This window comes from Actinomadura sp. ATCC 39365, assembly GCF_054392275.1.
Genome location: NZ_CP184335.1, coordinates 203,151 through 228,627, shown reverse-complemented (window position 1 = coordinate 228,627; position 25,477 = coordinate 203,151). Strand labels below are relative to the sequence as shown.

At 71.3% G+C, this 25,477-nt stretch carries 28 protein-coding genes and 1 pseudogene; 14 read left to right on the top strand and 15 right to left on the bottom strand.

Features of this window, described 5'->3' with window-relative positions; translation table 11 throughout:
• Positions 1-35 precede the first annotated feature (35 nt).
• Positions 36-848 carry an NmrA family NAD(P)-binding protein gene (locus ACNF49_RS01305; protein ID WP_357966884.1) on the bottom strand — a complete coding sequence of 271 codons (813 nt, stop codon included), beginning with the start codon at positions 846-848 and terminating at the stop codon, positions 36-38.
• A gap of 75 nt (positions 849-923) precedes the next feature.
• On the opposite strand from ACNF49_RS01305, the gene ACNF49_RS01300 reads away from it, so the two are divergent.
• The 3 genes from ACNF49_RS01300 to ACNF49_RS01290 all read left to right on the top strand — a co-directional run bounded on the left by ACNF49_RS01300 (position 924) and on the right by ACNF49_RS01290 (position 2,601).
• Positions 924-1,844 (top strand): AraC family transcriptional regulator, encoded by a 921-nt coding sequence (locus ACNF49_RS01300; RefSeq protein WP_357966887.1) that lies wholly within the window; start codon positions 924-926, stop codon positions 1,842-1,844.
• The gene (locus ACNF49_RS01295) at positions 1,841-2,350 is read left to right on the top strand and encodes an HAD domain-containing protein (RefSeq protein ID WP_357966890.1); all 510 of its coding nucleotides are present in this window, start codon (positions 1,841-1,843) and stop codon (positions 2,348-2,350) included. The genes ACNF49_RS01300 and ACNF49_RS01295 overlap by 4 nt, the downstream gene beginning before the upstream one ends.
• 62 nt (positions 2,351-2,412) lie before the next feature.
• A complete protein-coding gene (locus ACNF49_RS01290; RefSeq protein ID WP_357966892.1) occupies positions 2,413-2,601 on the top strand; it encodes a PspC domain-containing protein in 189 nt (62 codons plus the stop codon).
• Between the two features lie 21 nt (positions 2,602-2,622).
• On the opposite strand, the pseudogene ACNF49_RS01285 reads toward ACNF49_RS01290, so the two are convergent.
• Positions 2,623-3,975, bottom strand: a pseudogene (locus ACNF49_RS01285) (FAD-dependent monooxygenase); the annotation flags it as partial.
• Between the two features lie 67 nt (positions 3,976-4,042).
• On the opposite strand from ACNF49_RS01285, the gene ACNF49_RS01280 reads away from it, so the two are divergent.
• Positions 4,043-4,591: a TetR family transcriptional regulator gene (locus ACNF49_RS01280; RefSeq protein ID WP_482942553.1), complete on the top strand. Its 549-nt coding sequence runs from the start codon at positions 4,043-4,045 to the stop codon at positions 4,589-4,591.
• Positions 4,588-5,223, top strand: a complete 636-nt coding sequence (gene lipB / locus ACNF49_RS01275; RefSeq protein WP_357966897.1) for a lipoyl(octanoyl) transferase LipB — start codon at positions 4,588-4,590, stop codon at positions 5,221-5,223. Before ACNF49_RS01280 ends, lipB begins: the two co-directional genes overlap by 4 nt.
• A 4-nt stretch (positions 5,224-5,227) precedes the next feature.
• On the opposite strand, the gene ACNF49_RS01270 is transcribed toward lipB, so the two are convergent.
• The 4 genes from ACNF49_RS01270 to ACNF49_RS01255 all read right to left on the bottom strand — a co-directional run bounded on the left by ACNF49_RS01270 (position 5,228) and on the right by ACNF49_RS01255 (position 9,270).
• Positions 5,228-5,782: a TetR/AcrR family transcriptional regulator gene (locus tag ACNF49_RS01270; RefSeq protein ID WP_357966899.1), complete on the bottom strand. Its 555-nt coding sequence runs from the start codon at positions 5,780-5,782 to the stop codon at positions 5,228-5,230.
• Positions 5,775-6,611 carry an alpha/beta fold hydrolase gene (locus ACNF49_RS01265; protein ID WP_482942552.1) on the bottom strand — a complete coding sequence of 279 codons (837 nt, stop codon included), beginning with the start codon at positions 6,609-6,611 and terminating at the stop codon, positions 5,775-5,777. Before ACNF49_RS01265 ends, ACNF49_RS01270 begins: the two co-directional genes overlap by 8 nt.
• A 117-nt stretch (positions 6,612-6,728) precedes the next feature.
• Positions 6,729-8,258 carry an amino acid permease gene (locus ACNF49_RS01260; RefSeq protein WP_357994329.1) on the bottom strand — a complete coding sequence of 510 codons (1,530 nt, stop codon included), beginning with the start codon at positions 8,256-8,258 and terminating at the stop codon, positions 6,729-6,731.
• Between the two features lie 97 nt (positions 8,259-8,355).
• Complete coding sequence (locus tag ACNF49_RS01255) at positions 8,356-9,270, bottom strand: zinc-binding dehydrogenase (protein WP_482942551.1); 915 nt, start codon at positions 9,268-9,270, stop codon at positions 8,356-8,358.
• 92 nt (positions 9,271-9,362) lie between these two features.
• Here ACNF49_RS01255 and ACNF49_RS01250 point away from each other — a divergent pair, with 92 nt between their 5' ends.
• Complete coding sequence (locus tag ACNF49_RS01250; RefSeq protein ID WP_482942550.1) at positions 9,363-9,917, top strand: TetR/AcrR family transcriptional regulator; 555 nt, start codon at positions 9,363-9,365, stop codon at positions 9,915-9,917.
• Between the two features lie 121 nt (positions 9,918-10,038).
• On the opposite strand, the gene ACNF49_RS01245 is transcribed toward ACNF49_RS01250, so the two are convergent.
• Positions 10,039-10,584, bottom strand: coding sequence for a type 1 glutamine amidotransferase domain-containing protein (locus tag ACNF49_RS01245; RefSeq protein ID WP_357966912.1), 546 nt, complete (start codon positions 10,582-10,584; stop codon positions 10,039-10,041).
• A gap of 109 nt (positions 10,585-10,693) precedes the next feature.
• On the opposite strand from ACNF49_RS01245, the gene ACNF49_RS01240 reads away from it, so the two are divergent.
• Entirely contained in the window at positions 10,694-10,954 is a 261-nt protein-coding gene (locus ACNF49_RS01240) for a heavy-metal-associated domain-containing protein (protein WP_357994335.1), read from the top strand.
• A gap of 4 nt (positions 10,955-10,958) precedes the next feature.
• On the opposite strand, the gene ACNF49_RS01235 is transcribed toward ACNF49_RS01240, so the two are convergent.
• A complete protein-coding gene (locus ACNF49_RS01235) occupies positions 10,959-11,312 on the bottom strand; it encodes a ribosomal maturation YjgA family protein (RefSeq protein WP_357966915.1) in 354 nt (117 codons plus the stop codon).
• Between the two features lie 146 nt (positions 11,313-11,458).
• On the opposite strand from ACNF49_RS01235, the gene ACNF49_RS01230 reads away from it, so the two are divergent.
• From ACNF49_RS01230 to ACNF49_RS01210, 5 genes are read left to right on the top strand one after another with little or no spacing between them, the layout of a single operon-like run.
• Positions 11,459-13,279, top strand: a complete 1,821-nt coding sequence (locus ACNF49_RS01230) for an ABC transporter substrate-binding protein (RefSeq protein WP_357966918.1) — start codon at positions 11,459-11,461, stop codon at positions 13,277-13,279.
• Complete coding sequence (locus ACNF49_RS01225) at positions 13,276-14,331, top strand: ABC transporter permease (protein WP_357966921.1); 1,056 nt, start codon at positions 13,276-13,278, stop codon at positions 14,329-14,331. Before ACNF49_RS01230 ends, ACNF49_RS01225 begins: the two co-directional genes overlap by 4 nt.
• Positions 14,328-15,209, top strand: coding sequence for an ABC transporter permease (locus ACNF49_RS01220; RefSeq protein ID WP_357966924.1), 882 nt, complete (start codon positions 14,328-14,330; stop codon positions 15,207-15,209). Before ACNF49_RS01225 ends, ACNF49_RS01220 begins: the two co-directional genes overlap by 4 nt.
• The gene (locus ACNF49_RS01215) at positions 15,206-16,186 is read left to right on the top strand and encodes an ABC transporter ATP-binding protein (protein WP_357966927.1); all 981 of its coding nucleotides are present in this window, start codon (positions 15,206-15,208) and stop codon (positions 16,184-16,186) included. The genes ACNF49_RS01220 and ACNF49_RS01215 overlap by 4 nt, the downstream gene beginning before the upstream one ends.
• Complete coding sequence (locus tag ACNF49_RS01210; RefSeq protein WP_357966930.1) at positions 16,183-17,187, top strand: ABC transporter ATP-binding protein; 1,005 nt, start codon at positions 16,183-16,185, stop codon at positions 17,185-17,187. Before ACNF49_RS01215 ends, ACNF49_RS01210 begins: the two co-directional genes overlap by 4 nt.
• Before the next feature lies 1 nt (position 17,188).
• Here ACNF49_RS01210 and ACNF49_RS01205 read toward each other — a convergent pair whose 3' ends face one another.
• Both ACNF49_RS01205 and ACNF49_RS01200 read right to left on the bottom strand, forming a co-directional pair.
• On the bottom strand, positions 17,189-18,013 hold the full coding sequence (locus tag ACNF49_RS01205) for an NmrA family NAD(P)-binding protein (protein ID WP_482942548.1): 825 nt from the start codon (positions 18,011-18,013) through the stop codon (positions 17,189-17,191).
• A gap of 60 nt (positions 18,014-18,073) precedes the next feature.
• The gene (locus ACNF49_RS01200) at positions 18,074-19,249 is read right to left on the bottom strand and encodes an FAD-dependent monooxygenase (protein ID WP_482942547.1); all 1,176 of its coding nucleotides are present in this window, start codon (positions 19,247-19,249) and stop codon (positions 18,074-18,076) included.
• Positions 19,250-19,322: 73 nt separating this feature from the next.
• Here ACNF49_RS01200 and ACNF49_RS01195 point away from each other — a divergent pair, with 73 nt between their 5' ends.
• A complete protein-coding gene (locus tag ACNF49_RS01195) occupies positions 19,323-19,892 on the top strand; it encodes a TetR/AcrR family transcriptional regulator (protein ID WP_357966938.1) in 570 nt (189 codons plus the stop codon).
• Positions 19,893-19,905: 13 nt separating this feature from the next.
• On the opposite strand, the gene ACNF49_RS01190 is transcribed toward ACNF49_RS01195, so the two are convergent.
• The 5 genes from ACNF49_RS01190 to ACNF49_RS01170 form a co-directional block, all read right to left on the bottom strand.
• Positions 19,906-20,544 carry a maleylpyruvate isomerase N-terminal domain-containing protein gene (locus tag ACNF49_RS01190; RefSeq protein WP_482942546.1) on the bottom strand — a complete coding sequence of 213 codons (639 nt, stop codon included), beginning with the start codon at positions 20,542-20,544 and terminating at the stop codon, positions 19,906-19,908.
• A 100-nt stretch (positions 20,545-20,644) separates the two neighbouring features.
• Entirely contained in the window at positions 20,645-21,391 is a 747-nt protein-coding gene (locus ACNF49_RS01185) for a nucleotidyltransferase domain-containing protein (RefSeq protein ID WP_357966941.1), read from the bottom strand.
• Positions 21,392-21,445: 54 nt separating this feature from the next.
• Positions 21,446-22,384 carry a ribose-phosphate diphosphokinase gene (locus ACNF49_RS01180; RefSeq protein WP_482942545.1) on the bottom strand — a complete coding sequence of 313 codons (939 nt, stop codon included), beginning with the start codon at positions 22,382-22,384 and terminating at the stop codon, positions 21,446-21,448.
• An 18-nt stretch (positions 22,385-22,402) separates the two neighbouring features.
• Positions 22,403-22,861 carry a GNAT family N-acetyltransferase gene (locus ACNF49_RS01175; RefSeq protein ID WP_482942544.1) on the bottom strand — a complete coding sequence of 153 codons (459 nt, stop codon included), beginning with the start codon at positions 22,859-22,861 and terminating at the stop codon, positions 22,403-22,405.
• Positions 22,858-23,484 (bottom strand): HAD family hydrolase, encoded by a 627-nt coding sequence (locus ACNF49_RS01170; protein ID WP_482942543.1) that lies wholly within the window; start codon positions 23,482-23,484, stop codon positions 22,858-22,860. The genes ACNF49_RS01175 and ACNF49_RS01170 overlap by 4 nt, the downstream gene beginning before the upstream one ends.
• Before the next feature lie 160 nt (positions 23,485-23,644).
• On the opposite strand from ACNF49_RS01170, the gene ACNF49_RS01165 reads away from it, so the two are divergent.
• Positions 23,645-25,444, top strand: a complete 1,800-nt coding sequence (locus ACNF49_RS01165; RefSeq protein ID WP_482942542.1) for an alkyl/aryl-sulfatase — start codon at positions 23,645-23,647, stop codon at positions 25,442-25,444.
• Positions 25,445-25,477: the final 33 nt, after the last annotated feature.

Here is a 25,477-nt window from a genome sequence, read left to right as displayed (position 1 = left end):
CAGGTTGAGCAGGCCGGGGGAGAGCCGGCCCGCCCTCAGCGTGCGGCCCACACCGCGGCGTTGGCCGCGGCGTAGTCGGCGAAGTCGCGGGCCGGACGGCCCAGCGCCTCCCGGACGCCGTCCGTCACGTGGGCGTTGCGGCCGTCGAGCACCTCGGTGAACAGCCCGGTCAGGCCCTCGGCCTCGCCGATCGGCACGCCCGCCGCCACCGCCCCGGCCACGTACTCCTCCGGCGTGACCTGGATGGAGGTGATCGTGCGACCCGTGGCCTTCGACAGCTCGGCCGCCGCGTCGGCGAACGTCAGCAGCCTCGGGCCGGTCAGCTCGTACAGGCGGCCCGCGTGCCCGTCCTGGGTGAGGGCGGCCACGGCCACGTCGGCGATGTCGTCGGCGTCCACGAACGGCTCGGGCACGTCGGCCACCGGGATCGCCAGCACGCCGTCGAGGACCTGGTCGAAGAGGAAGCCCTCGCTGAAGTTCTGCATGAACCAGCCGCAGCGCACGATCGTCCAGTCCAGGCCGGACTCCCGCACGGTCTGCTCGCTCGCCTCGGCGCCCGGCTCGCCCCTGCCCGACAGCAGCACCAGCCGCCGCACCCCGGCGTCCGCGGCGAGCCGGGTGAGCTCCAGGACGTCCTCGTACGCGCCGGGCAACGCCAGGTCGGGGTAGTAGGACACGTACACGGACTCGACGCCGTCCAGCGCGGCGGCCCAGGTGGAGCGGTCCGCCCAGTCGAAGGACGGGCTGGCCGAGCGGGAGCCGATCCGCACGGGAAGGCCGAGAGAGGTGAGCCGGTCAGCGACACGGCGGCCGGTCTTGCCGGTTCCGCCCAGAACCAAAATCGTCATGCATCTAGTAAGCCGTCATACCCATAAGACTCTCCATGGTTGAGAAGCGCGTTGCCATATGCGATCGTCTAGCCCATGGATCAGCTCGCGGCATTGCTCGACGGACCGAGAGCGCGGAGCGCCTTCCTGCTCCGGTCGATCCTCGACCCGCCGTGGTCGATGCGCATCCAGGACGAGGCCCCGCTCACGCTGGTGGCCCTGCTGTCCGGTGAGGCGTGGGTGCTGCCGGACAAGGGCGAGCCGGCCCGCCTCGAACCCGGGCAGGTGGCCATCCTGCGGGGGCCGGAGCCGTACGTGGTGGCCGACGCCCCCGGCACCGCGCCGCAGATCGTCATCCATCCCGGCCAGCGCTGCACCACTGTCGACGGCGAGTCGCTGTACCAGTCGATGGACCTCGGCGTGCGCACCTGGGGCAACGACCCGGCGGGCGGCACCGTGCTGATCACCGGCACGTACACGCTGGAGGGCGAGGTCAGCAGGCGCCTGCTCGACGCGCTGCCCCAGCTTCTCGTGCAGCCGGGCGGGCCGGTCATCTCGCTGCTCGGCGCCGAGATCGTCAAGGACGACCCGGGCCAGTCCGCGGTGCTCGACCGGCTGCTCGACCTGCTGCTGATCGCCGTGCTGCGGTCGTGGTTCGCCACCCACGAGGCGCCCGCCTGGTACCGCGCGATGGGCGACCCGATCGTGGGCAGGGCGATGCGGATGTTGCACAACAACCCCGCCCACCCCTGGACGGTCGCCGCCCTCGCCGCCGAGGTGGGGGTCTCCAGGGCGGCGCTGGCCAGGCGGTTCACCGACCTGGTCGGGGAGCCGCCGATGTCCTTCCTCACCGACTGGCGGCTCGCGCTCGCCGCCGACCTGCTGCGCGAGCCCGACGCCACGATCGGCTCGGTGGCCAGGAAGGTCGGCTACGGCAGCCCGTTCGCGCTCAGCACGGCCTTCAAGCGCGTACGCGGCGTCAGCCCCCAGGAGCACCGGACCGGAGCGGCGAGGTGAAACCCCTGCTGCTGCTCGACGTCGACGGCGTGCTCAACCCGATGGGCCGCCCCACGCCCGACTTCCGGCGCTACCGCTGCACGATCGGCACCGACGTCTATACCGTGCACCTCAACCCCCGCCACGGCCGCCGGCTCCTCGACCTGGCCCTGACCACGGGCGCCGAGCTGGTCTGGGCCACCACCTGGGAGCACCACGCCAACGAGTGGATCTCTCCCAGGATCGGCCTGCCCACGCTCCCGGTCGTCACCATGGGCCCCGACCGGACCCGGACCGAGCACGGCGAGATGTTCAAGACGCCGCACGTCGCCGCGTACGCCGGGCGGCGGCCGTTCGTGTGGTTCGACGACCAGGTGTGGGCGCAGGACGAGCAGTACCTCAGGGTGCATCAGGGTCTGGAGAATTTCCTGTTGATCCACGTCGATCCCAGACATGGACTGACCAGGGAACATCTGGGCATGGCTCATGAGTGGCTGACCCTTACAGGGTTTTCTCAGGGTCCCTAGCGGGATAGCGGCGGCACTGCTGTCCGTTTTACCGGTAGGTCATCACGACACGGAGGAACAGCATGTACCGCTCAAGGGAGCACAGGATTCTGGCCGGCGTCTGCGGCGGGCTCGCCGACAAGATGGGCCTGCCCCCGACCCTCGTCCGCATCCTCTGGCTGCTGCTGTCGCTCATCCCCGGCCCGCTCTGGGTGGTCTACGTCGCCATGTGGATCCTCGTCCCGGAGCAGCCGAGGGGCTACTCCCACTGACGCGTCCGCCGGTCCGCCGAACCACCGCGTGAGCGCCGCCTCGGCGGGCTCCGCGCAGGGTTCGGCCCAGGCCACGTAACCGTCGGGCCGCACCAGCAGCCCGCGGTCGCCGGGCACGACGTCCACCCGATCGGCCCAGCGCGCCCCCGCGGTGCGAAGGGCCGGGTCGGAGGTGACGAGCAGCCCGCGGCCGTCGTCCAGCCGCAGGCCCTCGGGCATGAAGGCGCCGACGAGCGGGTTCTGGCCCGCCGCGTACCGCACCGACGCCGCGCTCACATCCTCGGCCAGCATCCTGTTGGCCTCGGGGACGGTCATGAGCTGGGCGAACAGGTCGCGCAGCCGGGTCGTCCCGGCGTCCGGCGCGGACAGCTCGACCTGTTGGAGGGTGTTCGCCAGCACGGCGGCGGCCACCGGATGTCGTTCGGCGTGGTAGCTGTCGAGCAGCCCGGCCGGGGCCGTCCCGCGCACCGCCAGGGCGAGTTTCCAGCCCAGGTTGACGGCGTCCTGGAGGCCGGTGTTCATCCCCTGGCCGCCGAACGGCATGTGCACGTGGGCCGCGTCGCCGGCCAGGAACACCCGGCCGGCCCGGTAGCGCTCGGCCTGCCTGGCCGCGTCGGAGAAGCGGGACAGCCAGGTCGCCCCGGTGATCTCGGGGGCGGCGTCCCCGAGGTGCCGGCGCACGCTGGCCGAGAACTCCTCGATCGTCACGGGGGCGTCCCGGTCCGCGTGCACCCGTCCGTGGTCGACGGTCAGGATCCTGGTCGTGCCGTCGGGCCGGACGAACGGCCACTGGAACAGGCCGTGGCCGGTGCGGACCCAGCCGGTCGGCGTGCCGCCGGCGACCGTGACGTCACCGACGTAGGCGGCCAGGGTGGCGGGGGTGCCGGGGAAGGCGATCCCGGCCAGCTTGCGCACCGTGCTCCGGCCGCCGTCGCAGCCGACGAGCCAGCCCGCCCGGTACGCCGTGCCGTCGCCGGTCTCGACCGTCACGCCCGACCCGTCCTGCGTCAGGCCGGTCACCGCCCGGCCCCGGACGATCTCCGCGCCCAGCTCCAGCGCCCGCGCCTCCAGGATCTCCTCCACCCGCGACTGCGGGATCAGCAGCCCGTACGGGTGCGGGGTCCGGGTGGCCGTCAGGTCGAGCACCCGCATGCCGGCGAAGTGCTGCAGGTCCAGGCGGGGCGCGTCGCCGAGCCGGTCGAGCAGCCCCCGCATGGCGAAGGTGTCGACCGAGCGGGGGTGCAGGTTGAGCGCCCTGGACAGGCCGGTGGGGGCGGCGAGCCGTTCGAGCACGAGTGTGCGCACGCCGCGCAGGCGCAGCTCGCAGGCCAGCATCAGCCCGACCGGGCCGGCCCCGGCGATGACGACGTCCATTCGCATCTCCTTATCAACGATAAGTGCTTATCACTGATAAAGCCTTATCTTTGATAAGTTGTCAAGCGTGGAACGGCGGACGGCGGTACGCGCGGCCCTGCGGCTGCTCAACGAGGTGGGCATCGACGGGCTGACCACCCGCAGGCTGGCCGACGAGCTGGGCGTGAAACAGCCGGCCCTCTACTGGCACTTCAAGAACAAGCAGGAACTGCTCGACGAGATGGCCGAGGAGATGCTCGCCGACACGCTGGAGCGTCTCGACGTGCCCGCACCGGGTCAGGAATGGGACAACTGGCTCATGTCCCGCGGCCGGGTGATCCGCAGCGCGCTGCTGTCGTACCGGGACGGCGCCCTCGTGCACGCCGGGTCCCGGCCCACGCCGCGCCGGCTGGCCGAGCTGCCCGCGCTCATCAGGCCGCTGACCGAGGCGGGATTCACCGGCGAGCAGGCGGTCAGGGCGCTGATCGCGGTCGGCAGGTTCGCCCTCGGCTCGGCGATCGACGAGCGCGGGCCGGCCGTGCCGCTCGACGCGCGGCCTGAGGAGGACCCCGACGGAGACTTCGAGTTCGGGCTGCGTGCGCTGGTGTCCGGGATGCGTCTTATCCTCGAAGGATGAGGGCAAGGCCGCTGACACTTCTGCAGGACGATCTGGTCGACTACGACACGGCGATGGAGCGCATGACCGACCTCGTCGGGCAGCGCCAGCGGGACGAACGGCCGGACACGCTCTGGCTGCTCAGCCACCCGCCCGTCTACACCGTCGGCCGGCGCACCCCCGCCGAGCACCTGCCCGATCCCGCGCGCGGCATCCCCGTGCTGGAGACCGGGCGCGGCGGGCAGCTCACCTACCACGGCCCCGGCCAGCTCGTGGGCTATCTCATCGTCAAGCTCGGCGAGGACGAGGGCATCGTCGACTACGTGCGGGAGGTGGAGCTGCGCCTGGTCGAGGCGCTGGGCAAGCTCGGCCTGCCCGCCGAGCGGCGTGACACCCCGCCGGGCTCGGAGCTGCTGACCGGCGTCTGGACGTCCGCGACCGGCCGCAAGATCATCTCGATCGGCATGCGACAGAGCCGGGGGGTCACCAGCCACGGGTTCGCGCTCAACGTCGACGGCGACCTCACGCCCTGGAACTGGGCGGTGGCCTGCGGCATGCCCGACGTGGACATGACCTCGCTCAAGCGCGAGCTGGACGACATCACCATGCAGGACGTGCGGCCCGCCGTGGCCGCCGCCTTCGAGGCGTCCTGACCGCTCAGCGGGGAGTGGCCAGCCCGGCCACGACCATGTGCTTGAGCAGGTCGTAGCTGTCGTCGAGCAGCTCGGGCAGGCCGAACCCGCCCGACGCCTCCAGCACCGCGAACCCGTGCGCCGCCGCGCGCAGGCAGCGGGCCGCGTGGATCGCGTCGGAGCCTTCCAGTCCGTAGCCGCGCAGCGCCGCGAGCATGATGCCCATCAGGCGCTCGCCCGACGTCCGCATGCCGGGGTGCGGCTGCTGGATGACCATCGCGTAGCGGTGCGGGTGGCGGGTGACGTAGGCGCGCCAGGCGTCCATGAGCGCGCCGACGGCCTCGTCGCGGGAACGGCCCAGCACCGCCTGGGCCAGTTCGTCGGTGATCTCGTCGGTGACCCGCACCGACAGCAGCTCGCGCAGTTCGGCCAGGTTGCGCACGTGCTTGTACAACGACGGCGTCGCGACCCCGGCGCGGGCCGCCAGCGCCGAGAGCGTCAGGGCCTCGGGCCCGTTCTCGTCCACCAGGCACACCGCCAGGTCGACGACCGTGTCCCGGGACAACGCCGCCCTAGGCATGCACGCGCTCCTTGACGAACGCCAGCACCTCGGCGGCCACCTGAGCCGGGAACTGGGCGTGCGGGTAGTGGCCGGCGCCCTCGATCATGGCGATCCGGCCGCGCCCGGCGGGCATGGCGGCCACGATGCCCTCCGCCTCGGCGCGCGGGTCGGCCCAGTCGGGGTCGAGCGTGCCCATCACGACCAGCACGTCGCGGGTCAGGTCGGGGAGCCGCGCGCCGGCGTCGGTGGGGGGCACCTGGCCCATCTTGGAGACCACGGCCATCCGGCCGGGCCGGCGCAGGTCGGCTTCGAGCGCCGCGATGTGCTCCGCGTGGTCGGCGGGCTTGACGCCCGGCATGGCGTGGTCGAGGTACTTCTTCCACAGGCCGATGCTGCGCAGGAGCGCCGCGCCGAGCAGCAACATGGCCCCCTTGCGATGGTGGGCGTTGCGCAGCAGGCCGCCGCCGTCGATCTTCTGCACCCGGGTGAACGGGCCGATCTCCACCACGGCACTGACCAGCTCGGGCGCCTGCGCGGCGGCGATCGTGACGGCCCCGCCCGCGAACGAGTGGCCCACCAGGACCGCCGGGCCGCCCAGGTGGCGGACCAGCGCGAGCAGGTCGCCCGCGACGTCGGTGCGGGTGTAGGAGGGCCAGTCGCGGCTGGACTCGCCGTGACCGCGCAGGTCCGTGGTCGCCACCCGGAAACCCGCCGCCACCAGCTCGGGCACCAGGAGCCGGAACGACTGCCGCCCGACGCCCATGCCGTGCACCAGCACCATCAGCGGCCCTTCCCCGGTCACCTCGTAGGCGAGCTGTCCACCCTCGACCGCCAGGAACTCCGTCATGTCCAACCCCTCTCGGCTAACTCTTATAGCCCTAAAGCTAAAGCCTTTAGCCAAGCGATGTCAAGCAGCAGAAAAGGCGGGCACGGCCGGATCGGCCGTGCCCGCCCGAAGGGGTGGTCAGGAGATCGGCACCTCGTCGATCGTGCGGCGCGGGCCGGTGAACCAGTGCCTGGCCGACAGGCTCCACCACAACCAGATGCCGATCAGCACGACGCCGACCGCGATCGGCGCGTAGTTGACCGACGTCCAGGTGAAGTCCTTGTTGCCCGGCACGCCGGCCGGGGAGAACGGCATGACGAAGTAGATCGACACGATGACGATCTCGACGCAGGCGATCCAGCCCAGCACCCGGTACTTGCGGCCGAGCGTCCACGGGCCGGGACGGAAGGCGTCGCCCATGCGCAGGCGCAGCCAGATCGGGATGAGGAACGCCAGGTAGAGGCCGATGACCGCGATCGACACGACGGCGTAGAAGGCGACCGGGGTCGTCGAGCCGGCCGGGGCGTACAGGGCGGGCAGGGTGATCAGGGCGGCGATGAGGCAGCCGGCGAGGATCGCGTTGACCGGGGTGCGGTTGCGGTCCACCTTCGACCACAGCCGCCAGCCGGGCACCGCGCCGTCGCGCGAGAACGCGTACGTCATGCGCGACATCGAGGTGACGCAGCTCATCCCGCAGAAGAACTGGCCGATCGTGGAGATCGCGAAGATCGCGGTGGCCAGCGGGGAGGAGAGCGCGGTCTCGAAGATGGCGCCGACGAAGCCGGACTGCTTGTTGATCTCGTCCACGTTGGTCGCGGCGAACAGGAACGCCAGCAGCAGGATCCAGCCGCCGATCGCCGAGTAGAAGATCGACTGCCACAGGCCGCGGGCGGCCGTCCTGGCCGCGCCCTGCGTCTCCTCCGACACGTGGGCGCAGGCGTCGAACCCGGTGATCGTGTACTGGGTGAGCAGGAAGCCGAGCGGGAGCACGTACAGCCAGAAGGGCACGCCGCCGTCGCCGTCGCCGAAGCCGGAGTTGTTGATCGTGCCGCCGAACACGAAGCCGAGCGACTGGTGTTCGGACGGCGCGAAGACGAGGATCGCGACGATGACGACCGCGCCCGCGACGTGCCACCACACGCTGATGTTCTGCAGCAGCGAGATGAGCCGGTGGCTGAAGATGTTGATGAGCGCGTGCAGGATGAGGATGATCACGAACAGCAGGAACGCCTGGGGGAGCGTCCCCTCCCACGCGCCGCCGGTCAGGCGGCTGATCGTGATGTTGAGGAACGTGGCGCAGCCGTAGTCGACCGACGCGGTGACCGCGATGAGGCCGATCAGGTTGAGCCAGCCGGTGAACCAGCCGTGGATCGGCTTGCCCATGGTGGCGGCCCACCAGTAGATGCCGCCCGCCGTCGGGAACGCCGAGACCAGCTCCGACATGCAGAAACCGATGATCAGGATGAACGCGGAGATCAGCGGCCAGCCCCACGAGATGGCGATGGGGCCGCCGTTGTTCCAGGCCTGCCCGAAGGTCGTGAAGCAGCCGGCGAGGATCGAGATGATGGAGAAGGAGATCGCGAAGTTGGAGAAGCCGCTCCAGGTCCGGGCCAGCTCCTGCTTGTAGCCGAGCTCGGCGAGTCGCCTGGAATCCTCTTCGAGTGACATGAGGTCTCCCTGGGGGGCGCGGAGGACGCTCTGTTTGGTCTAGGTCTAGACCATTTCTTCCCGAGGAACAAGGCGTGACAGATGAGTTTCGATGTGGTCAGGAGAGACCGTGTCCCGCCGGGCCGACGTCGAGCACGACCTTCCCCGTGACCGTGCGGTCGAGCTGGGCCGCGGCGGCCTCGTCCAGGCGGTCCCAGGGCACGCGCCGGCCGATCTCGACGGACAGGTCGCCCGCGGCCACGAGGCCGAGCAGGAAGGCCAGGTCGGGGCCGGGGGAGTCGACGTCGCCGAACGAGCTCATCGAGCGGGCGGGGCCGAGGGAGAAGGTCGAGCCCGGCGGGAAGACGGCCGGCTGCCCGCCGGCCCAGCCGACGCTCTGGAGGTTGCCGCCCGGCTTGAGCAGGCCCCAGGCGGTCACCAGGGTCGGGCCGCCGACCAGCTCGATCACGACGTCCACGGGGGCCACGCCGTCCAGGCCGGTCACGACGTGCACGTCCGGGCCGAGGGTCCGGGTGCGGGCGGGGGAGCTCACCGAGGCGACGACGTGGGCCCCGGCCAGCCTGGCGAGCCGCACGGCCAGCCTCCCGACCGAGCCGGACGCCCCCGTCACGAGCACGCGCGAGCCGAGGGAGACGCCGGCGGCGCGTAGTGAGCGCAGCGCGGTCAGGCCGGACATCGGCAGGGCGGCGGCCACCGCCAGGTCGACCCCGTCGGGCACCACGGCGAGCGAGCCGGTGTCGAACGCCGCCCGCTCCGCCCACGCCCCCGCCCCGAACGCCGCCACCCGCGCGCCCTCGGCCGGGCCCGTGCCGTCCGCGGCGGGCCGCAGCACCACCCCGGCGGCGTCGTAGCCGAGCACGACGCCCTCGGGCAGGCGGTCCAGGTGCCGCAGCTCGCTGAAGTTGACCGACGTCCGCCGCACCTCGACGAGTGCCTGCCCGGCCCCCGGAACGGGCTCGGGAACGTCGGCGAGCCGCCCCACGGCCCCCGGGCCGACCACCAGTGCGCGCATACGAGATCCTCCCGCGACCATGCGGACCGGCGGTCCGCTTCGTTGCCGGGATACTATGGGGACCGACAGTCCGCTTGCAAGGAGGAGCCTTGGTGCGATCAGACGCGACCCGCAACAGGGAGGCGATCCTGCGGGCCGCCGAAGAGCTCCTGGACGCCCACGGCGCCGAGCACATCTCGCTCGACCGGGTGGCCGCGGCGGCGGGGGTGGGCAAGGGCACGCTGTTCCGCCGCTTCGGCAGCAGGACCGGCCTGTTCCAGGAGCTGCTGGCCGAGCGCGCCGCCGCCCTGGCCGAGGCCATCGAGTCGCCCGGCTCGCCGCTCGGGCCGGCGGCGCCGCCCCGGGAGCGGCTGCTCGCGTTCCTGGACGAGCTGGCCGGGCTGGCCGAGCGCAACCTGGCGCTGTTCGCCGCGCACGAACGGGCCTGCGCGGCCGACAAATACCGCGACCCCACCTATCTGCGGTGGCACGCCCACGTGACGGCGCTGGTCGCGGCGGCGGCGCCGGGGCTCGACGCCGAGTTCGCCGCCCACACCCTGCTGGCCTCCTTCGACGCCGACCTCGCCCGGCACGTGATGGCCGAGGGCGGCGCCGACCGGCTCAGGAGCTCGGTGCGCGGCGTCGCCGAGGCGCTGCTGCGCGCCTGAGCCCACCAAGGGGCCGGCCCAAGGGGCCGGCGCGGCCTCAGGGCAGGCCGACGCGGGCGCGGGGCCGGGTTCTGGCGAGTGCGCGGCCGGGTCCGGGCGGGCGCGGGGCCGGGTTCTGGCCCTATGCCGAGAAGGCGTCCGTGGCGGCCTGGCAGAAGGCCTTGAGGTCGTCCGGTTTGCGGCTGGTGACCAGGGTGTTCGGGCCGTCCGTGCAGACCACGACCTCCTGGTCCTTCCAGGTCGCGCCGGCGTTGCGCAGGTCGGTCTGCAGGCTCGGCCAGGATGTGAGCGTACGCCCGCGCACGACGTCCGCCTCGACCAGCGTCCAGGGGGCGTGGCAGATGGCGGCCACCGGCTTGCCGGCGTCGAAGAAGGCGTGCGCGAACCGGACCGCCTGCGGCACCGTGCGCAGGAAGTCGGGGTTGGCGACGCCCCCGGGGAGCAGCAGGGCGTCGAAGTCACCGGGGTCGGCGTCGTCCACCGTGGCGTCCACGGCGAAGGTGTCGGCCTTGTCCAGATGGTTGAACGCCTGGATCCGTCCCGAGGACGTGGAGACCAGCCGGGGCGTGCCGCCCGCCTGCTTGACCGCCTGCCACGGCTCGGTGAGCTCGACCTGCTCGACCCCTTCGGGAGCGACCAGGAACGCGATGGTCTTGCCGTTCAACATGACTGTCCCTTCGTTTTTCCCTCCCCTATCCGGACATCGGGGAAGTATGCGCATTTACCCCTGGGGGGTATATATTGAGGCGCGAAGCCGAGAGAAGAGGAGTTCGGGCATGGTGATCACCGCGTACCAGGTCGAGGGCATGACCTGTGGCCACTGCGTCGGCTCGGTGCGGGCCGAGGTCGGCAAGGTCGACGGGGTTCAGGCCGTCGAGGTCGACCTCGCGGCCAAGGAGATGGTCGTGACCAGCAGCGCGCCGATCGACCAGGCCGTCATCGAGTCGGCCGTCGTCGAGGCCGGCTACGAGCTGGGCGGCGGCCGGGAGCTGCTGCCGCAGGCCGGTTCGTGCTGCGGCTCGGGCGGCTGCCACTGACCTCTCAGGGGGATCGCCGCCGGGAGGCCCACAGGGTGTGCGCGGCGCACGCGGCGGCCGCGCCGACGGCGTACCAGAGCAGGTCGGGCGGGTTGAAGGTGCTGCCCAGCAGTGGCCGCAGGACTGCCGGGATCTCGCCGAGCTGGGCGAACTCGATCGCCCAGCTCAGCCCGCCCGACCCCACCGCGGCGACCCACGGCCGCACGCGCGGCAGCACCAGGACGACGAGCGCGTAGATCAGTACGGTGTACAGCGCGTCACCGGCGTATTTGGGCACGGGCCCGTCCCACCACATCCGGACGGCGAGCCCCGCCACGACGGTCACGACGGCGGCGAGGAGAACGGGCAGGCGAGGCACCCGATCACGGTATTGCCAAGCGTACTGAAAATTTACACCGCGGAAGGAAACGAGAATGAAACAATTTTCCGCCACTCGTTGACACGCGGTCTCCGTATGGTGTGCCTTCATCTACACAGGAATCCCCCGCCTGAAGGTGAGGCATCATGAGGAAATGGTTCGCACGCCTGGCTGTGCTGGGCGTCGCGCTTTTAGTGGCCGGCCAAGGAGCGACGGCGGCCCAGGCCCAGGAACCTGCGGCGGGGAAGAAGATCCTACGCGTCGGCGCCACCCAGGCGATGGACTCCATGAACCCGTTCCTGGCGGTCCGGCTGGTCTCCACCGCGATCCAGCGCACGATGTACGGCTTCCTCACCGTCCCTGACTCCAAGACGCTCCAGCCCAGCCCCGACCTGGCCGAGTCGTGGACGACGTCCGACGACGGGCTCACCTGGACGTTCAAGATCCGCAACACCAAGTGGTCCGACGGCCAGCCGGTGACGGCCGAGGACGCCGCCTGGACGTTCAACAAGATGATGACGGACGAGGCGGCCAAGACGGCCAACGGCCCCGCCGTGGAGAACTTCGCGAGCGTCACCGCCAACGGCCAGGACTTGATCATCAAGACCAAGGCACCGCAGGCGTCCATGCTGGAGAACCCGGTCCCGATCATGCCCAAGCATGTGTGGGAGAAGGTCACCGACATGGCCAACTACGAGGCGGAGACGTACCCGACCGTGGGCAGCGGCCCGTACATCGCGGTCGAGCACAAGAAGGACCAGTACGTCAAGCTGCAGGCCAACCCCAACTACTGGCGGGGCAAGCCGAAGGTCGACGAACTCCAGTTCATCTTCTACGACAACCCGCAGGCCGCCATCGCCGGGCTCAAGAAGGGCGACATCGACCTGCTCGGCCGCATGACGCCGCCGGAGTTCCAGGCCATCGAGAACGACCCGAACATCGAGGCGTGGAACACCCAGGGCCGCCGGGCCGCGTACCTGCAGATCAACCACGGCGCCACCACCACCGACAACAAGCCCATCGGCGACGGCCACCCGGCGCTGAAGGACCCGAAGGTGCGCCAGGCGCTGCACTTCGCCATCGACAAGCAGAAGCTGGTCGACGAGGTACAGAGCGGCCTGGCCAAGCCGGCCGACGGCTCGATCATCCCGCCCATGTTCAAGGACTTCTTCTGGGAGGCCACGGGCGAGGAGAAGGTCACCTACGACGTGGCCAAGGCGAACAAGATCCTCGACGACGCCGGCTACAAGAAGGGCGCCGACGGCGTCCGGACGATGCCCGACGGCAAACGCAAGCTGGAGTTCCGCTTCAGCATCCACACCGACACGCCGATCGAGGACAAGCTCGCCGAGTACCTGACCGGCTTCTTCAAGGAGATCGGCGTCACGCTGACCACCCAGAAGCTCGACTCCAGCAAGTTCACCGAGGAGACCGGCGTCACGGCGCTGTTCGACATCGCGATCAGCGGCTGGTCGGTCAACCCCGACCCCGAGGAGATCCTGGCCACCCACCTGTGCAGCCGCAGGCCGGCGCCGGGCGGCGAGGGCGGCGGCACCGAGTCGTTCTACTGCGACCCGACCTTCGAGAAGCTCTACCAGGAGCAGCTCAAGGAGCTCGACCGGCCCAAGCGCGCCGAGCTCATCAAGCAGATGGAGCAGCGGCTCTACACCGACGCCCCCGTCATCGCGATCTACTACCCCAACGACCTCGAGGGCTACCGCAAGGACCGGATCACCAGCATCACCCCGATCCCCGAGGACAAGGGTCTGCTGTACGGCGGCAGCGGCTACTGGCCGTTCTACACGGCCGACGTCAAGGCGACCGCGGCCGGCGGCTCGGCCTCCGACGGCGGCTCCGGCTCCAACACCGGTCTCATCGTCGGCGTGGTCGGCGGCGTGGTGGTCATCGGCCTCGTGGCCTTCCTCCTGACCAGGCGGCGCAAGAGCGCCGCGGACGAGCGCGAATGACAACACCGCTCGAAGCAGCAGAGCCCGCCGCCGTCCAGGCGGCGGGCCCTGGTGAGGACCGCCCCGCTCGCCACGGCACGCTGAAGTACGTGTTGTCGAAGGCCGGCGGGGCGCTGTTCAGCATCGCCGCGGTGATCGTCGGGACGTTCTTCGTCTTCCGCCTGCTGCCCGGCGATCCGGTGCGGAACCTGGCGCAGGGCCGCAACATGACCCCGGCGCAGCTCGACATGGAACGTCACCGGCTCGGTCTCGACAAGCCGGTGCTCGACCAGTTCCTCGACTTCGTCGGCAAGACGCTCAGGCTCGACCTGGGCACGTCGTACGAGTACAAGCGGCCGGTGCTCGATCTCATCGGCGAGCGCATCGGCCCGACGCTGCTGTTGGCCGGGACCGGGCTGGTCATCGCGGTCAGCCTGGGCCTCTGGCAGGGCACCAGGGCCGGATGGCAGCGGGGGAGCCGGTTCGACCGCTTCTCCACCGGTCTGTCGCTGGTGTTGTGGTCGGTGCCGACGTTCTGGCTCGGCCTGCTGCTGATGATGGTGCTCGGCGTGGGCATCGGCCCGATCCCCGGCATCTTCCCCTTCCGCGGCATCGAGAGCGTCGACGCGCCCGACGGGTTCGCCTACCTGCTCGACGTGGCCTCGCACATGGTGCTGCCGTGCCTGACCCTGGTGGCGGTGATCTACGCCCAGTACCTGCTGGTCATGCGGTCGTCGTTGCTGGAGGAGGTCAGCCAGGACTACATCACCGTGGCCCGCGCCAAGGGCCTGCGCGACGACGAGGTACGCCGCCGCCACGCGGTGCCCAACGCCCTGCTGCCCACGGTGACGCTGGTCTTCATGCGCATCGGCTTCGTGGTCGGCGGCGCGGTCACCGTGGAGACGATCTACACCTGGCCGGGCCTCGGGCAGCTGTTCTACCGGGCGGTCCGGGTCCCCGACTTCACGCTCATGCAGGGCACGTTCATGCTCATCACCGTGGCCGTGATCCTCATGAACACGCTGGCCGACGTGCTCTACCACGTTCTCGACCCGAGGGTGAGGTCGGCATGACGAGTGTCGCTGCCACGCGCAGGCGGCAGGCGCTGACCAACTTCTGGACCGACTTCCGCAGGCACCGCGCCGGGGTGATCGGGATGGTCATCCTGCTGGTCGCCGTGGTGCTCGCGCTGGTCGCGCCGCTGTTCATCGACGAGGGCGTGACGAGCGTCATCGACGCCCCCGGCGACGAGTTCGACGCCCCCAGCCTGGCCTTCCCCTTCGGCACCGACGAGTCGGGCCGGTCGATCCTGCTGATGATCTGGTGGGGGTCGCGCGCCTCGCTGCTCATCGGCTTCCTGGCCGCGCTGCTCAGCATCGTGATCGGCATGGTCATCGGCATCGCCGCCGGGCACTTCGGCGGCTGGCTCGGCGGCGCGCTGATGCGGGTCACCGACTGGTTCCTGGTGCTGCCCTCGCTGGTGACCGCGCTGGTGCTGGCGGCCATCCTCGGCGGCAGCACGTTCACCATCATCATGGCGATCGGGGTCACCACCTGGCCGTCCACGGCCCGGCTGATCAGGGCGCAGACCTTCGCCGTCGAGGCCCGGCCCTACATCGAACGCTCCAAGGCGCTCGGCGGCGGCCACTGGCACATCACCACCCGGCACGTGCTGCCCAACGTGGCGCCGCTGCTGCTGGCCAGCACGACGCTGGAGGTGGCCAGCGCGATCGTCACCGAGTCCACGCTGGCCTTCCTCGGCGCCAGCGCGAACAAGACCTCGTGGGGCACCATGCTGCGCGGCTCCTACGACTACGGCGCGGCCAACGAGGGCGCGTGGTGGTACATCATCCTCCCCGGTCTGGCCATCCTCGTGGTCGTCATGGCGTTCACCCTCGTCGGACGGGCTCTGGAGGCCGTGCTGAACCCAAGGCTCAGGAGGGCGGCATGAGTCTCCTCGAACTGGACGACCTGTCGGTGACCTACCGCATCGCGTCGGGCGAGGTGCCCGCGGTGCGCGGCGTGTCGCTGACCCTCGACCCCGGAGCGGCACTCGGAGTCGCAGGCGAGTCCGGGTCCGGCAAGTCGACGCTGGCCATGGCGCTGCTCAGGCTCCTGCCCAAGAGCACGCGCGTCGGCGGCCGGATCCTGCTCGACGGCGACGACGTCCTCACCATGAAGTGGGGACGCATGCGGGCCGTGCGCTGGGCCGAGGCCTCGATCGTGTTCCAGGGCGCGCAGCACGGCCTCAACCCCGTGCGCCGGATCGGCGAGCAGATCGCCGAGCCGCTGCTCGTGCACGGCCTGGCCAAGCCGGACGGCGCCCGCAAGCGCGTCGGCGAGCTGCTCGAACAGGTCGGCCTGCCCGCCTGGCGGGCCCGCAGCTACCCGCACGAGCTGTCCGGCGGTCAGCGGCAGCGCGTGATGATCGCGATGGCGCTGGCCTGCTCGCCCCGCCTGATCATCGCCGACGAGCCGACCACCGCGCTCGACGTGATGGTCCAGGCGCAGGTCCTGACGCTGATCAAGCAGCTGATCGCCGAGCACGGCATCTCGCTGATCATGATCTCGCACGACCTGTCGGTCCTGGCCGACGTCTGCGACCAGCTCGCGGTCATGTACGCCGGCCGCGTGGTCGAGCACGGCCCCTCCCGCGAGGTGTTCCACGACGCCCGCCACCCCTACAGCCGGGCGCTGGCGGCCGCGTTCCCCACCGTGGGCGACCCGGTCTCGCGGCTGGCCCCCAAGGGGCTCGGCGGCGATCCGCCGGACCCGATGCAGCTCCCGACCGGCTGCGCCTTCCACCCGCGCTGCCCGGTCGCGCTGGACGAATGCGCGGGTCTCGACGTCGAGCTGTGGCCCGCCGGTCCCCGCCACGCCGCGGCCTGCGTGCACGTACGCTCCAAGGAGGAGGTCGAGGCTTCATGACCGAGACGCAGACCGCGGCCGAGACCGTCTCGACGGGCAAGGGCGCGCTGCTGGAGGCCCGTGACCTGCACGTCGCCTTCTCCTCGCGGGGCCGCAGCGCCCGCGCCGTCGACGGGGTCAACCTGGCGATCGGCCAGGGCGAGATCGTGGCCCTGGTCGGCGAGTCGGGCTGCGGCAAGACCACCCTGGCCCGCACGCTGCTCGGCCTCGAACGTCCCACGTCCGGCGAGGTCCGCTACGACGGCTCCGCGCTGAACTACGGCTCCAAGGCGCTCAAGTCCTACCGCCGTCAGGTCCAGCTCGTCCTGCAGGACCCGATGGGCTCGCTCAACCCCCGCCAGACCGTCTACGAGGCGGTCGCCGAGGGGCCGCGCATCCACGGCCTGCCCGACGAGGAGGAGATCGTGGCCTCGGCCCTGTCCAGGGCCGGGCTGCGACCGCCCGAGCGGTTCTTCCTGCGTTACCCGCACGAGCTGTCCGGCGGGCAGCGGCAGCGGGTCGTGATCGCCGGCGCGCTCGCCCTCGACCCGAAGGTGCTGATCGCCGACGAGCCCGTGGCCTCGCTCGACGCCTCCGTGCGCGGCGAGATCCTGGCGCTGATGCTCAAGCTCAAGACCGACCTCGGCCTGTCGGCCCTGGTCGTCACCCATGACCTCGGCCTGGCCTGGAACATCGCCGACCGGGTCGCGGTCATGTACCTGGGGCGGATCGTCGAGTCGGGGCCGGTGGAGCAGGTGCTGACGGCGCCGCGGCATCCGTACACGCAGGCGCTGATGTCGGTGTTGCCGGAGTCACCCGAGCGGATCGTGCTGTCCGGCGAGCCGCCGGACCCGACCAGGGTGCCGGGTGGCTGCCGGTTCCATCCCCGCTGCCACGTGCTGGCCTCCGGCCGCGCGGCGGAGGCGGGCGTGGACGCGGCCTGCCGGTCGCAGGCGCTGAGCATCCTGCCCGCGGTCCCCGACGCCCAGGCCGCCTGCCACTACGCGGCGGTCACCGGGTAGGTCACCCGCGGAACGCGTCGGCGTGCTCGCGCGCCCACTCGGCGAAGTCACGCGCGTCCCGGCCGGTGATCTCCCGGACGGTCGGGACGACCGTGTAGCCGACCTCAGGCGTGTTGCCCAGCGCGCCGACCAGGAACTCGATGGTCTGCTCGCCCATGCCGTCGGCGCGCCACTTGGCCCGCGCCTCGTCCACGGTGAGCTCGACGAACCCGACCTCCCTGCCGACGGCCTCGGCCAGGACGGCGACCTTCTCCCGCAGGGTGATCGCGCGGGGGCCGGTCAGCACGTACGTCCGGCCGCCGTGCCCGCCCTCGGTCAGGACCTTCGCGGCCACCGCGGCGATGTCCCGCTCGTGCACCAGGGCGCTCAGCCGGTCGCCGAACGGCTCCTTGATGACGCCTTCCGTCCTGATCGTGTGCGCCCACCACTGGAGCGTGTTGGCCATGAACTCGACCGGGTGGAGCAGCGTCCACTCCAGGTCGGTGGTGGCGAGTGCCTGCTCGAACGCGCCGTCCTCGCGGCCGCCGAGCACGGTGACCCGGCGCACGCCCGCGTTGACGGCCAGCTCGGCGAGCGCGGCGCCGTCGGGCAGCGGCGCGTAGTCGTCGCCGGCGAAGTTGATGAAATGCACCCCGGTGACGCCCTCGAAGGCGGCGGCCAGGGAGGCCGGCTCGGCAAGATCGCCGCCGACGACCTCGACGCCCTCGGGGAGGGCGGCCTTGGCGGGGTTCCTGGTCAGCGCGCGGACCTGCCGGCCGGCCTGGAGGAGCTCCTCGACGACGAGGCGGCCGACGGTCCCGGTGGCACCGGTGACGAGGATGGTCATGTGAACCCCACTTCTTTCGGAACGGAACGTTCTGCTCTTATTATAGCAGAACGGAACGCTTCATTCCATGTAGTCCTTGAGCCGGATCGCCGTGGCCGCCCGGTGGATCGCCCCGGCGATCCGCTCGACGACCTTCTCCTTGCCAGGCAGGTACGGCAGCAGCCTGAGCATCCTGAGCTGGAACCACAGCGCCAGCCGTGAGCCCATCACCATGCCCCTGACGTTCACCGGCCCGAGCTCCTGGTTGACCCGGACGAACTCCCGCATCTCCCGCTCGTAGCCCGCCGCGCCGCCGCCCCCGGCCAGCTCGCCCGCCAGCACGTACGCGCCCACGATCGCCAGGCTCGTGCCCTGTCCTGAGGCCGGCGAGGCGCAGTAGGCGGCGTCCCCGAGCAGCACGACCCGGCCCTTCGACCAGCTGTCCATGTGCACCTGGCTGACCGAGTCGAAGTAGAAGTCGTCGGAGTCGCGCACCGCGCCGAGCAGCGCCGGCACCTCCCACTCCACCCCCGCCATGGCCTCGGCCAGCAGGTCCTTCTGGCGGCCGGTGTCGCGGTGGTCATAGGACAGCGGCTGTGAGGCCCACATGAACAGCGCCTTGGCGGCGCCGTCCTGCCGGGTGCTGTAGACGTTGGCGGTGCGGCCGGGGGCGGCGTGCACGGCCTCCTCGCGGTCCAGGCCGAGGGTGTTGGGGACGGTGCAGATCGAGACGTAGTAGCCCAGGTCGCGGACGTACCGGGCGTCCTCCCCGAACACGATCCTGCGGATGTTGGAGCGCATCCCGTCCGCGCCGACGATCAGGTCGAACCGGCGGGGCGCGGCGTGCTCGAAGGTGACCAGGCCGTCGTCGGAGACGGCGGTGACGGAGTCGCCGAAGAGGTATTCGGCGTCGTCGCGGGTGAGGTCGTACAGGAGCTCGTTGAGGTCGCCGCGCATGATCTCGGCGTCGTCGCCCGTGCGCCCGCCGAACAGGTCGGCGTCCATGGTGGCCACCGCCCGCCCCTTGCGGTCGTAGTGGGTGGCCACGCGCATGCCGGTGCCGCGGGCGGTGACCGCGTCCAGCAGGCCCATGCGGCCGATCACGTCGAGGGCGGCGCCGCGGATGTCGACCTTGTAGCCGCCGGTGCGGATGGCGGGAGCGCGCTCGACGACGGTGACGGTGCAGCCGTGGCGGCGCAGCCAGTAGGCCAGCGAGGTACCGGCGATGCTCGCGCCGGAGATCAGGACGTTCTTCATGCCGAGAACAGTACATCTGTCTCAGACGCTTGTCTAGGACGATGTTTTCAGACGTTCGTGTTAACGTCTGGGCATGGGAAACAGGGAAGACCTGCTGGCCGGGGCGAAGCGTTGCCTGATCGAGAAGGGCTACTCGCGTACCACCGCGCGCGACATCGCGACCGCGTCGGGCGTGAGCCTCGCGGGCATCGGCTACCACTTCAAGTCCAAGGACGCGCTGATGAACGAGGCGCTGTTCGAGGTGATGCAGGAATGGGGCGACGACCTGGCGCGGACGCTCGTCGCAGATGCCGAGGAGGGCGCGTCACCGCTGGAGCGGTTCGAGGCGGCGTGGGACCGGGTGGTGGAGTCGTTCGACCGGCTGCGGCCGCTCTGGATCACCCAGCTCGAGCTGCTCGGGCAGATCGATCACGTGCCGGAGCTGCGCGAGCAGCTCGTCCCGGCGATCAAGGGCGCCCGGCTGGGCCTAGCCGAGCTGTTCCAGGACGTGCGGGCGGAGACGGACCCCGAGCGGGCCCGGCTGGTGGGCTCGCTGTACCAGGCCATGCTGACGGGGTTCCTGGCGCAGTGGCTGCTCGACCCGGACAGCGCGTTGTCCGGTCGCGAGGTGGCCGAGGCCCTGCGCCTGGTGGGCGGCTCGTGAAACGGGCCGGGGGCTAGAAGGCGCTTATCGTGGCGGGGGCGCGTTCGGCCCTGCTGAGGGTGCGGATGACGGCGGTCGCGCCGTGCCGGTGCACCGCCAGGCGGGCCAGCAGCTCCACGACCGGCTCGTTGATCGACGACGGCAGCTCCGGCGTCTCGACGCCCACGCTGGCGGCCAGGTCGTCGGAGTGCACGACCAGCTCCATCACCCTGGTGAGCAGGAAGTCGTCGAGCCGCAGCGACCAGCCGGCCCACGGCAGCCGCACGACCCGGTCCGCCGGCTCGGCGGGCAGCTCGGCCAGCAGCCGGTCCAGCAGCGCCTGCGTGCGCTCGACGAGCGCGGCGTGCCCGTCCGCGGCGGCCGCCTGGCCGCCCACCCGGACGCTGACGTTGCTCTCGTGGTCGAGGCCGGCCTGCACCCACGGCGACCTCGTGTAGTGCTCGATGAGCGGGATGGGCGCCCCGGGTTCCTCGCCGGAGTCGAGCACGTCGACGACCCGGACGATCTGGTGGGCCAGGTGCCCGGCCAGGCCCGCGACGCTGAACTCGGTCAGCGCGCTCGGCTTGTCCCACGCCGCCCGGACGGCCGGGTCACGCAGCAGCGACATCGCCGACGCCGCGGCCACCAGATAGGACTGCCTGATCTCCCCCATATGCCGCCCTTTCCCCGGTTCAGGTGGTAACTCGGGGCCAAGACTATCCCTCGGCGATCCGCGGAGGGCCGCCGTCCTGCCCACTGAGACGAGGGCGGGCTCAGGTCTCGTCGGGGCCCTCCGCCAGCACCTTCCCGATGGCCGACCGGACGAAGGCGCGGGTCAGCCGGCCCCTTCTGAAGCGGCTCAGCACCGGGCGCGGCGTGCCGTACCGGCGGGCGCGCACGTCGGCCAGGACGGCCTCCGGCGCGCCCATCCCGGCCAGCACGTCGAGAGCCTCCCGCTTGGTGATCAACCGGCCCTCGTGCAGCGTGACCGAAGCCCTGGCGACGGTCAGCAGGCCGAGATCCACCCAGACGTCCCGCAGCCAGCGTCGCCGCCCTCTGGTCTTGTCCAGCCAGAACTCGCGCAGGTCCGTACGGACGAAGTCGGCCAGCACGGCGTCGGAGACGGCCGGCAGCAGCTCGGCGGGCGGCGGCCCGTGCAGCACCAGCGGGGCCGTGTGCAGCTCGCGGCGGGTCACCGCCGTCACCGGACGGCGGAAGATCTGCTCGTGGGCCCACGTCACGTGCTCGACCCGCGGGTCCGCCAGCTCCTCCAGCGGCAGGTAGGAGCAGTGGAGGAGGTCGGCGAGCGGCAGGTCGAGCCCCCGGTGCAGCCCCTTGATCCGGCGCCACTGCTCCATCGTGACCGGCGTCTCGACCACCGCGATCAGGTCGAGGTCGCTGCGCCCCGGCTGGTAGTCGCCGGCGCCCAGCGAGCCGTGCGCCCACAGTGACACCAGGGGCACGACCTCGCCCACGCCGTCTCGGAACCGCCGGAGCAGGACGTCTGTGGCCGCATGCATGATGTCCACTATGATCCATTCCCGGCCGTCCCGGAAGATCACCGGGGCGGGCCGTCAGGACGTGCTGAACAGAGCGCTCACCGACTCGCCGTCGTGGATCCGCCGCATGGCCTCGGCCAGCGCCGGTGCGATCGACAACACGGTCAGCTTGTCACTCGGCTTGGGCGGCGGCACGGTGTTCGTGCAGACGATCTCCATGACCTCGGGGAACGCGCTCAGCCGCTCGATCGCCCCGCCCGCGAACAGCCCGTGCGTGCACGCCACGCGGACGGAGTTGACGCCCTGCTCGCGCAGCCGGCCCAGCAGCTCGATGACCGTGCTGCCCTTGGCGATCTCGTCGTCGAGGATGATCACGTCCTTGCCCGCGACCTCGCCGATGACCGAGCTGATCACCACGCGGTCGTCGGCGAAGCGCTGCTTGGCGCCCATCGCGACGCCCGTGCCGAGCAGCCGGGCGAAGTGCGCGGCCTCCTTGGCGTTGCCCAGGTCGGGGGAGACGACGACGGCGTTCGACAGGTCGTAGCGGCGGAAGTGCGCGGCAAGCTCGCGCAGCGCGTGCAGGTGGTCGACCGGCACGCTGAAGAAGCCGTGCACCTGCGGCGAGTGCAGCGTCATGGCCAGCACCCGGCTCGCGCCCGCGGCCACCATCAGGTCGGCGACCAGGCGCGCGCCGATGGAGATGCGCGGGGCGTCCTTCTTGTCCGATCTGGCGTAGGCGTAATGGGGCAGGACCACGGTCGTCCTGGCCGCGGACGCGCCGCGCGCCGCGTCGATCATGAGCAGCAGCTCGACCAGGTTCTCCTGCGTCGGCGGCACCAGGGGCTGGATGAGGAACACGTCGCGCTCGCGGCAGTTGGCCTGGAGCTGCACCTCAAGCGCGTCGTTGGCGAAGCGGGCGACCTTGACGGGGTGGAGCGGGGTTCCGAGATGGGAGCAGATCTCCTCGGCCAGCTCGGGGTGGGCACTCCCAGAAAAAACCGTGATGTCTCGCACGATTCCCAAAGGATAGCTTCACGGGCTCACGTAGTGGTGGAGCAGGGCGGGTTCGCCCGCGGCGTTGAGCCATCGCGCGCGGGTGCTGCCGACGCGCCGCCAGCCCAGCCGCTCGTAGAGCGCGACGGCCGCCCGGCCCTCGTCGGAGACCTCCAGGAGGACGGGCGCCCCGGCGGCCGTCCGCACGGTGTCCAGCAGCAGGGGGGCCAGCCCGCGGCCCCGGGCGGCGGGCACGACGAAGAGCCGGGTGACCTGCGGGCCCTCGTCGGTACCGGCCAGGCCGACGTGGCCGAGCACCCGGCCCTCCTCGACCGCCACCCAGGCGCGCAGCAGGTCGCCCGGAGTCAGCCAGCCCCGGGGATCGGCCGGCCAGTCGACGGGATAGCGGTCGGCGGCCTGCACCAGGGCCAGGGCCTCGATGCAGGCGTCGAGGTCGGCCGGCGTCCGGAGGCGGACGCCCATGCCGTCGGTCGTCACGTCAGCGCCTCCACCGTGAGCGCGTCGAGGTCGGGCAGGACCTGCCAGGCGAGAGCGAGGGCGTCGTCGTCGGGCGGGTAGCCGGGATGCGGCACGGCGATCACCCGCATGCCGGCCGCGTGCGCCGAACGCAGGCCGTTGCTGGAGTCCTCGACCGCCACGCAGTCCTTCGGGTAGATCTCCAGCCGCCGGGCCGCCTCCAGGTAGCCGTCGGGGGCGGGCTTGCCGCGCGCGACCTCCTCGGTCGAGACCGTGGTCACGAAGTACTCGCGCAGCTCCGCCGCGTCCAGCACCACGTCGATCAGCCGCCGCGGCGACGAGCTGGCCAGGCCGAGGGTGAACCGTCCGGCCAGCCGGCGCACGGCCTCGCGGGCGCCCGGCAGCAGCGGCACGCCGTCCTGGTAGCGCTCGGCCATCTGGTCGACCACGCCCTCGGCGATCTCGTCGGGCGTCAGGCGCACCCCCAGCTCGTGCAGGTAGGCCGCCCACTCGCCGGTGCTCATGCCCATCAGCCTGGACTGCGTGTCGGGCTGCCAGGTGCCGCCGTGGTCGGCGACGAAGGCGCGCCGCACCTGCTCCCAGACGGGTTCGGAATCGACGAGCACGCCGTCGAGGTCGAACACGCACGCTTCCATGACCACCCCCGATGAGATCAGCCTGGAACCACCCAATCACACCGTCCGCGTCGCTACGCCGCCGCGTCCTGTCCTTATTGCCCGAGTTTCATGCTATTGGGGCTGGTTATTGAGCTACGAGCGTCCATTCAGGGGCATGCGAGCAGACATGGCAGACCTTCCATTTCATGACATGGGCGACTTCGAGGACGCCGACCGCGGCTTCATCGCGAAGCTGACCCCCGCCGTGGTCAAGTCGCGGAACGGCGAGGTCGTCTGGGACAACGACTCCTACGCCTTCCTCAACGCCGAATGCCCTGAGACCGCCCATCCCAGCCTGTGGCGGCAGAGCCAGCTCTGCGCCAAACAGGGCCTGTACGAGGTCGCCGACGGCATCTACCAGGTACGCGGCCTGGACCTGTCGAACATGACCCTGGTCGAGGGCGACATCGGCGTCATCGTCATCGACCCGCTGGTCTCCACCGAGTGCGCCGCCGCCGCGCTCGCGCTCTACCGCCGCCACCGCGGCGACCGCCCGGTCACCGGCGTCGTCTACACCCACAGCCACGTCGACCACTTCGGCGGCGTGCGCGGCGTGACCGACGGCAACGTGCCGATCCTGGCGCCCGCCGGCTTCATGGACCACGCGGTCTCCGAGAACGTCTACGCCGGCCCCGCCATGAACCGCCGCGCCGGCTACATGTTCGGCCTCGCCCTGCCGCACGCCCCGGACGGCCAGATCGGCTGCGGCCTCGGCATGACGTCCTCGACCGGCACCACGTCCCTCATCCCGCCCACCGTGGACGTCAGCCGCACCGGCCAGGAGGAGATCGTGGACGGGGTGCGGATCGTCTTCCAGCTCACCCCCGGCACCGAGGCCCCCGCCGAGATGAACTTCCTCTTCCCCGACCGCGACGCCCTGTGCCTGGCCGAGAACGCCACCCACAACCTGCACAACATCCTCACCCTGCGCGGCGCCCAGGTGCGCGACGCCCGCGTCTGGGCCCGCTACCTGTCGGAGACCCTCACGCTGCTCGCCGACCGGGCCGAGGTCGCCTTCGCCTCGCACCACTGGCCGACCTGGGGAAGGAGCAACATCGTCCGGTTCCTCCAGGAACAGCGAGACCTGTACGCCTACCTGCACGACCAGACCCTCCGCCTGCTCAACAAGGGCCTGACCGGCGCCGAGATCGCCGAGCAGATGCGGGTGCCGCCCGCGCTGGAACAGGTCTGGCACACCCACGGCTACTACGGCTCGGTCAGCCACAACGTCAAGGCCGTCTACCAGCGCTACCTCGGCTGGTACGACGGCAACCCCGCCCACCTGTGGGAGCACCCGCCCAGGGAGAGCGCGATCCGGTACGTCGAGTGCATGGGCGGCGGCGCGGCCGTCGTGGCCTTCGCCCGCCGGTACATCGAGGAGAACGACCTGCGCTTCGCCGTCCAGCTGCTGAACCACGCCGTCTTCGCCGACGAGGGCAACAAGGCGGCCAGGGACCTGCTGGCCGAGGTCTACACCCGGCTCGGCCAGGGCGCGGAGAACGGGACGTGGCGCAACTCGTACCTGACGGGGGCCATGGAACTGACCGAGGGCATCGCCCCCACCCGCGTCACCACCACCTCGCCCGACCTGGTCGCGGCCCTGACCGTGGAGCAGATCTTCGACTCCCTCGCCATCCGCGTGGACGGCCCCAGGGCCTGGCACGAGAGCCTGTCGATCGACTGGCACCTGACGGACCTGGGGGAGCTGTACCGCACCACGCTGTCCAACGGCGTGCTCGTCCAGCGGCTGAACCCGCCCGAGGAGCCCGTGGACCTGACGCTCCGCCTCACCAGGGCCCAGCTCCTCGGCCTGCTGGCCGGGAAGGGCGTGGAGGGGGTGGAGCGGGAGGGCGACATCACGGCGCTCCAGCGGCTGGTCGCCGTGCTCGACTCACCGGCCCGCGACTTCGCCATCGTGACCCCGTGAGCCACCGGCCCCACGAGCCATCGGCCCCACGAG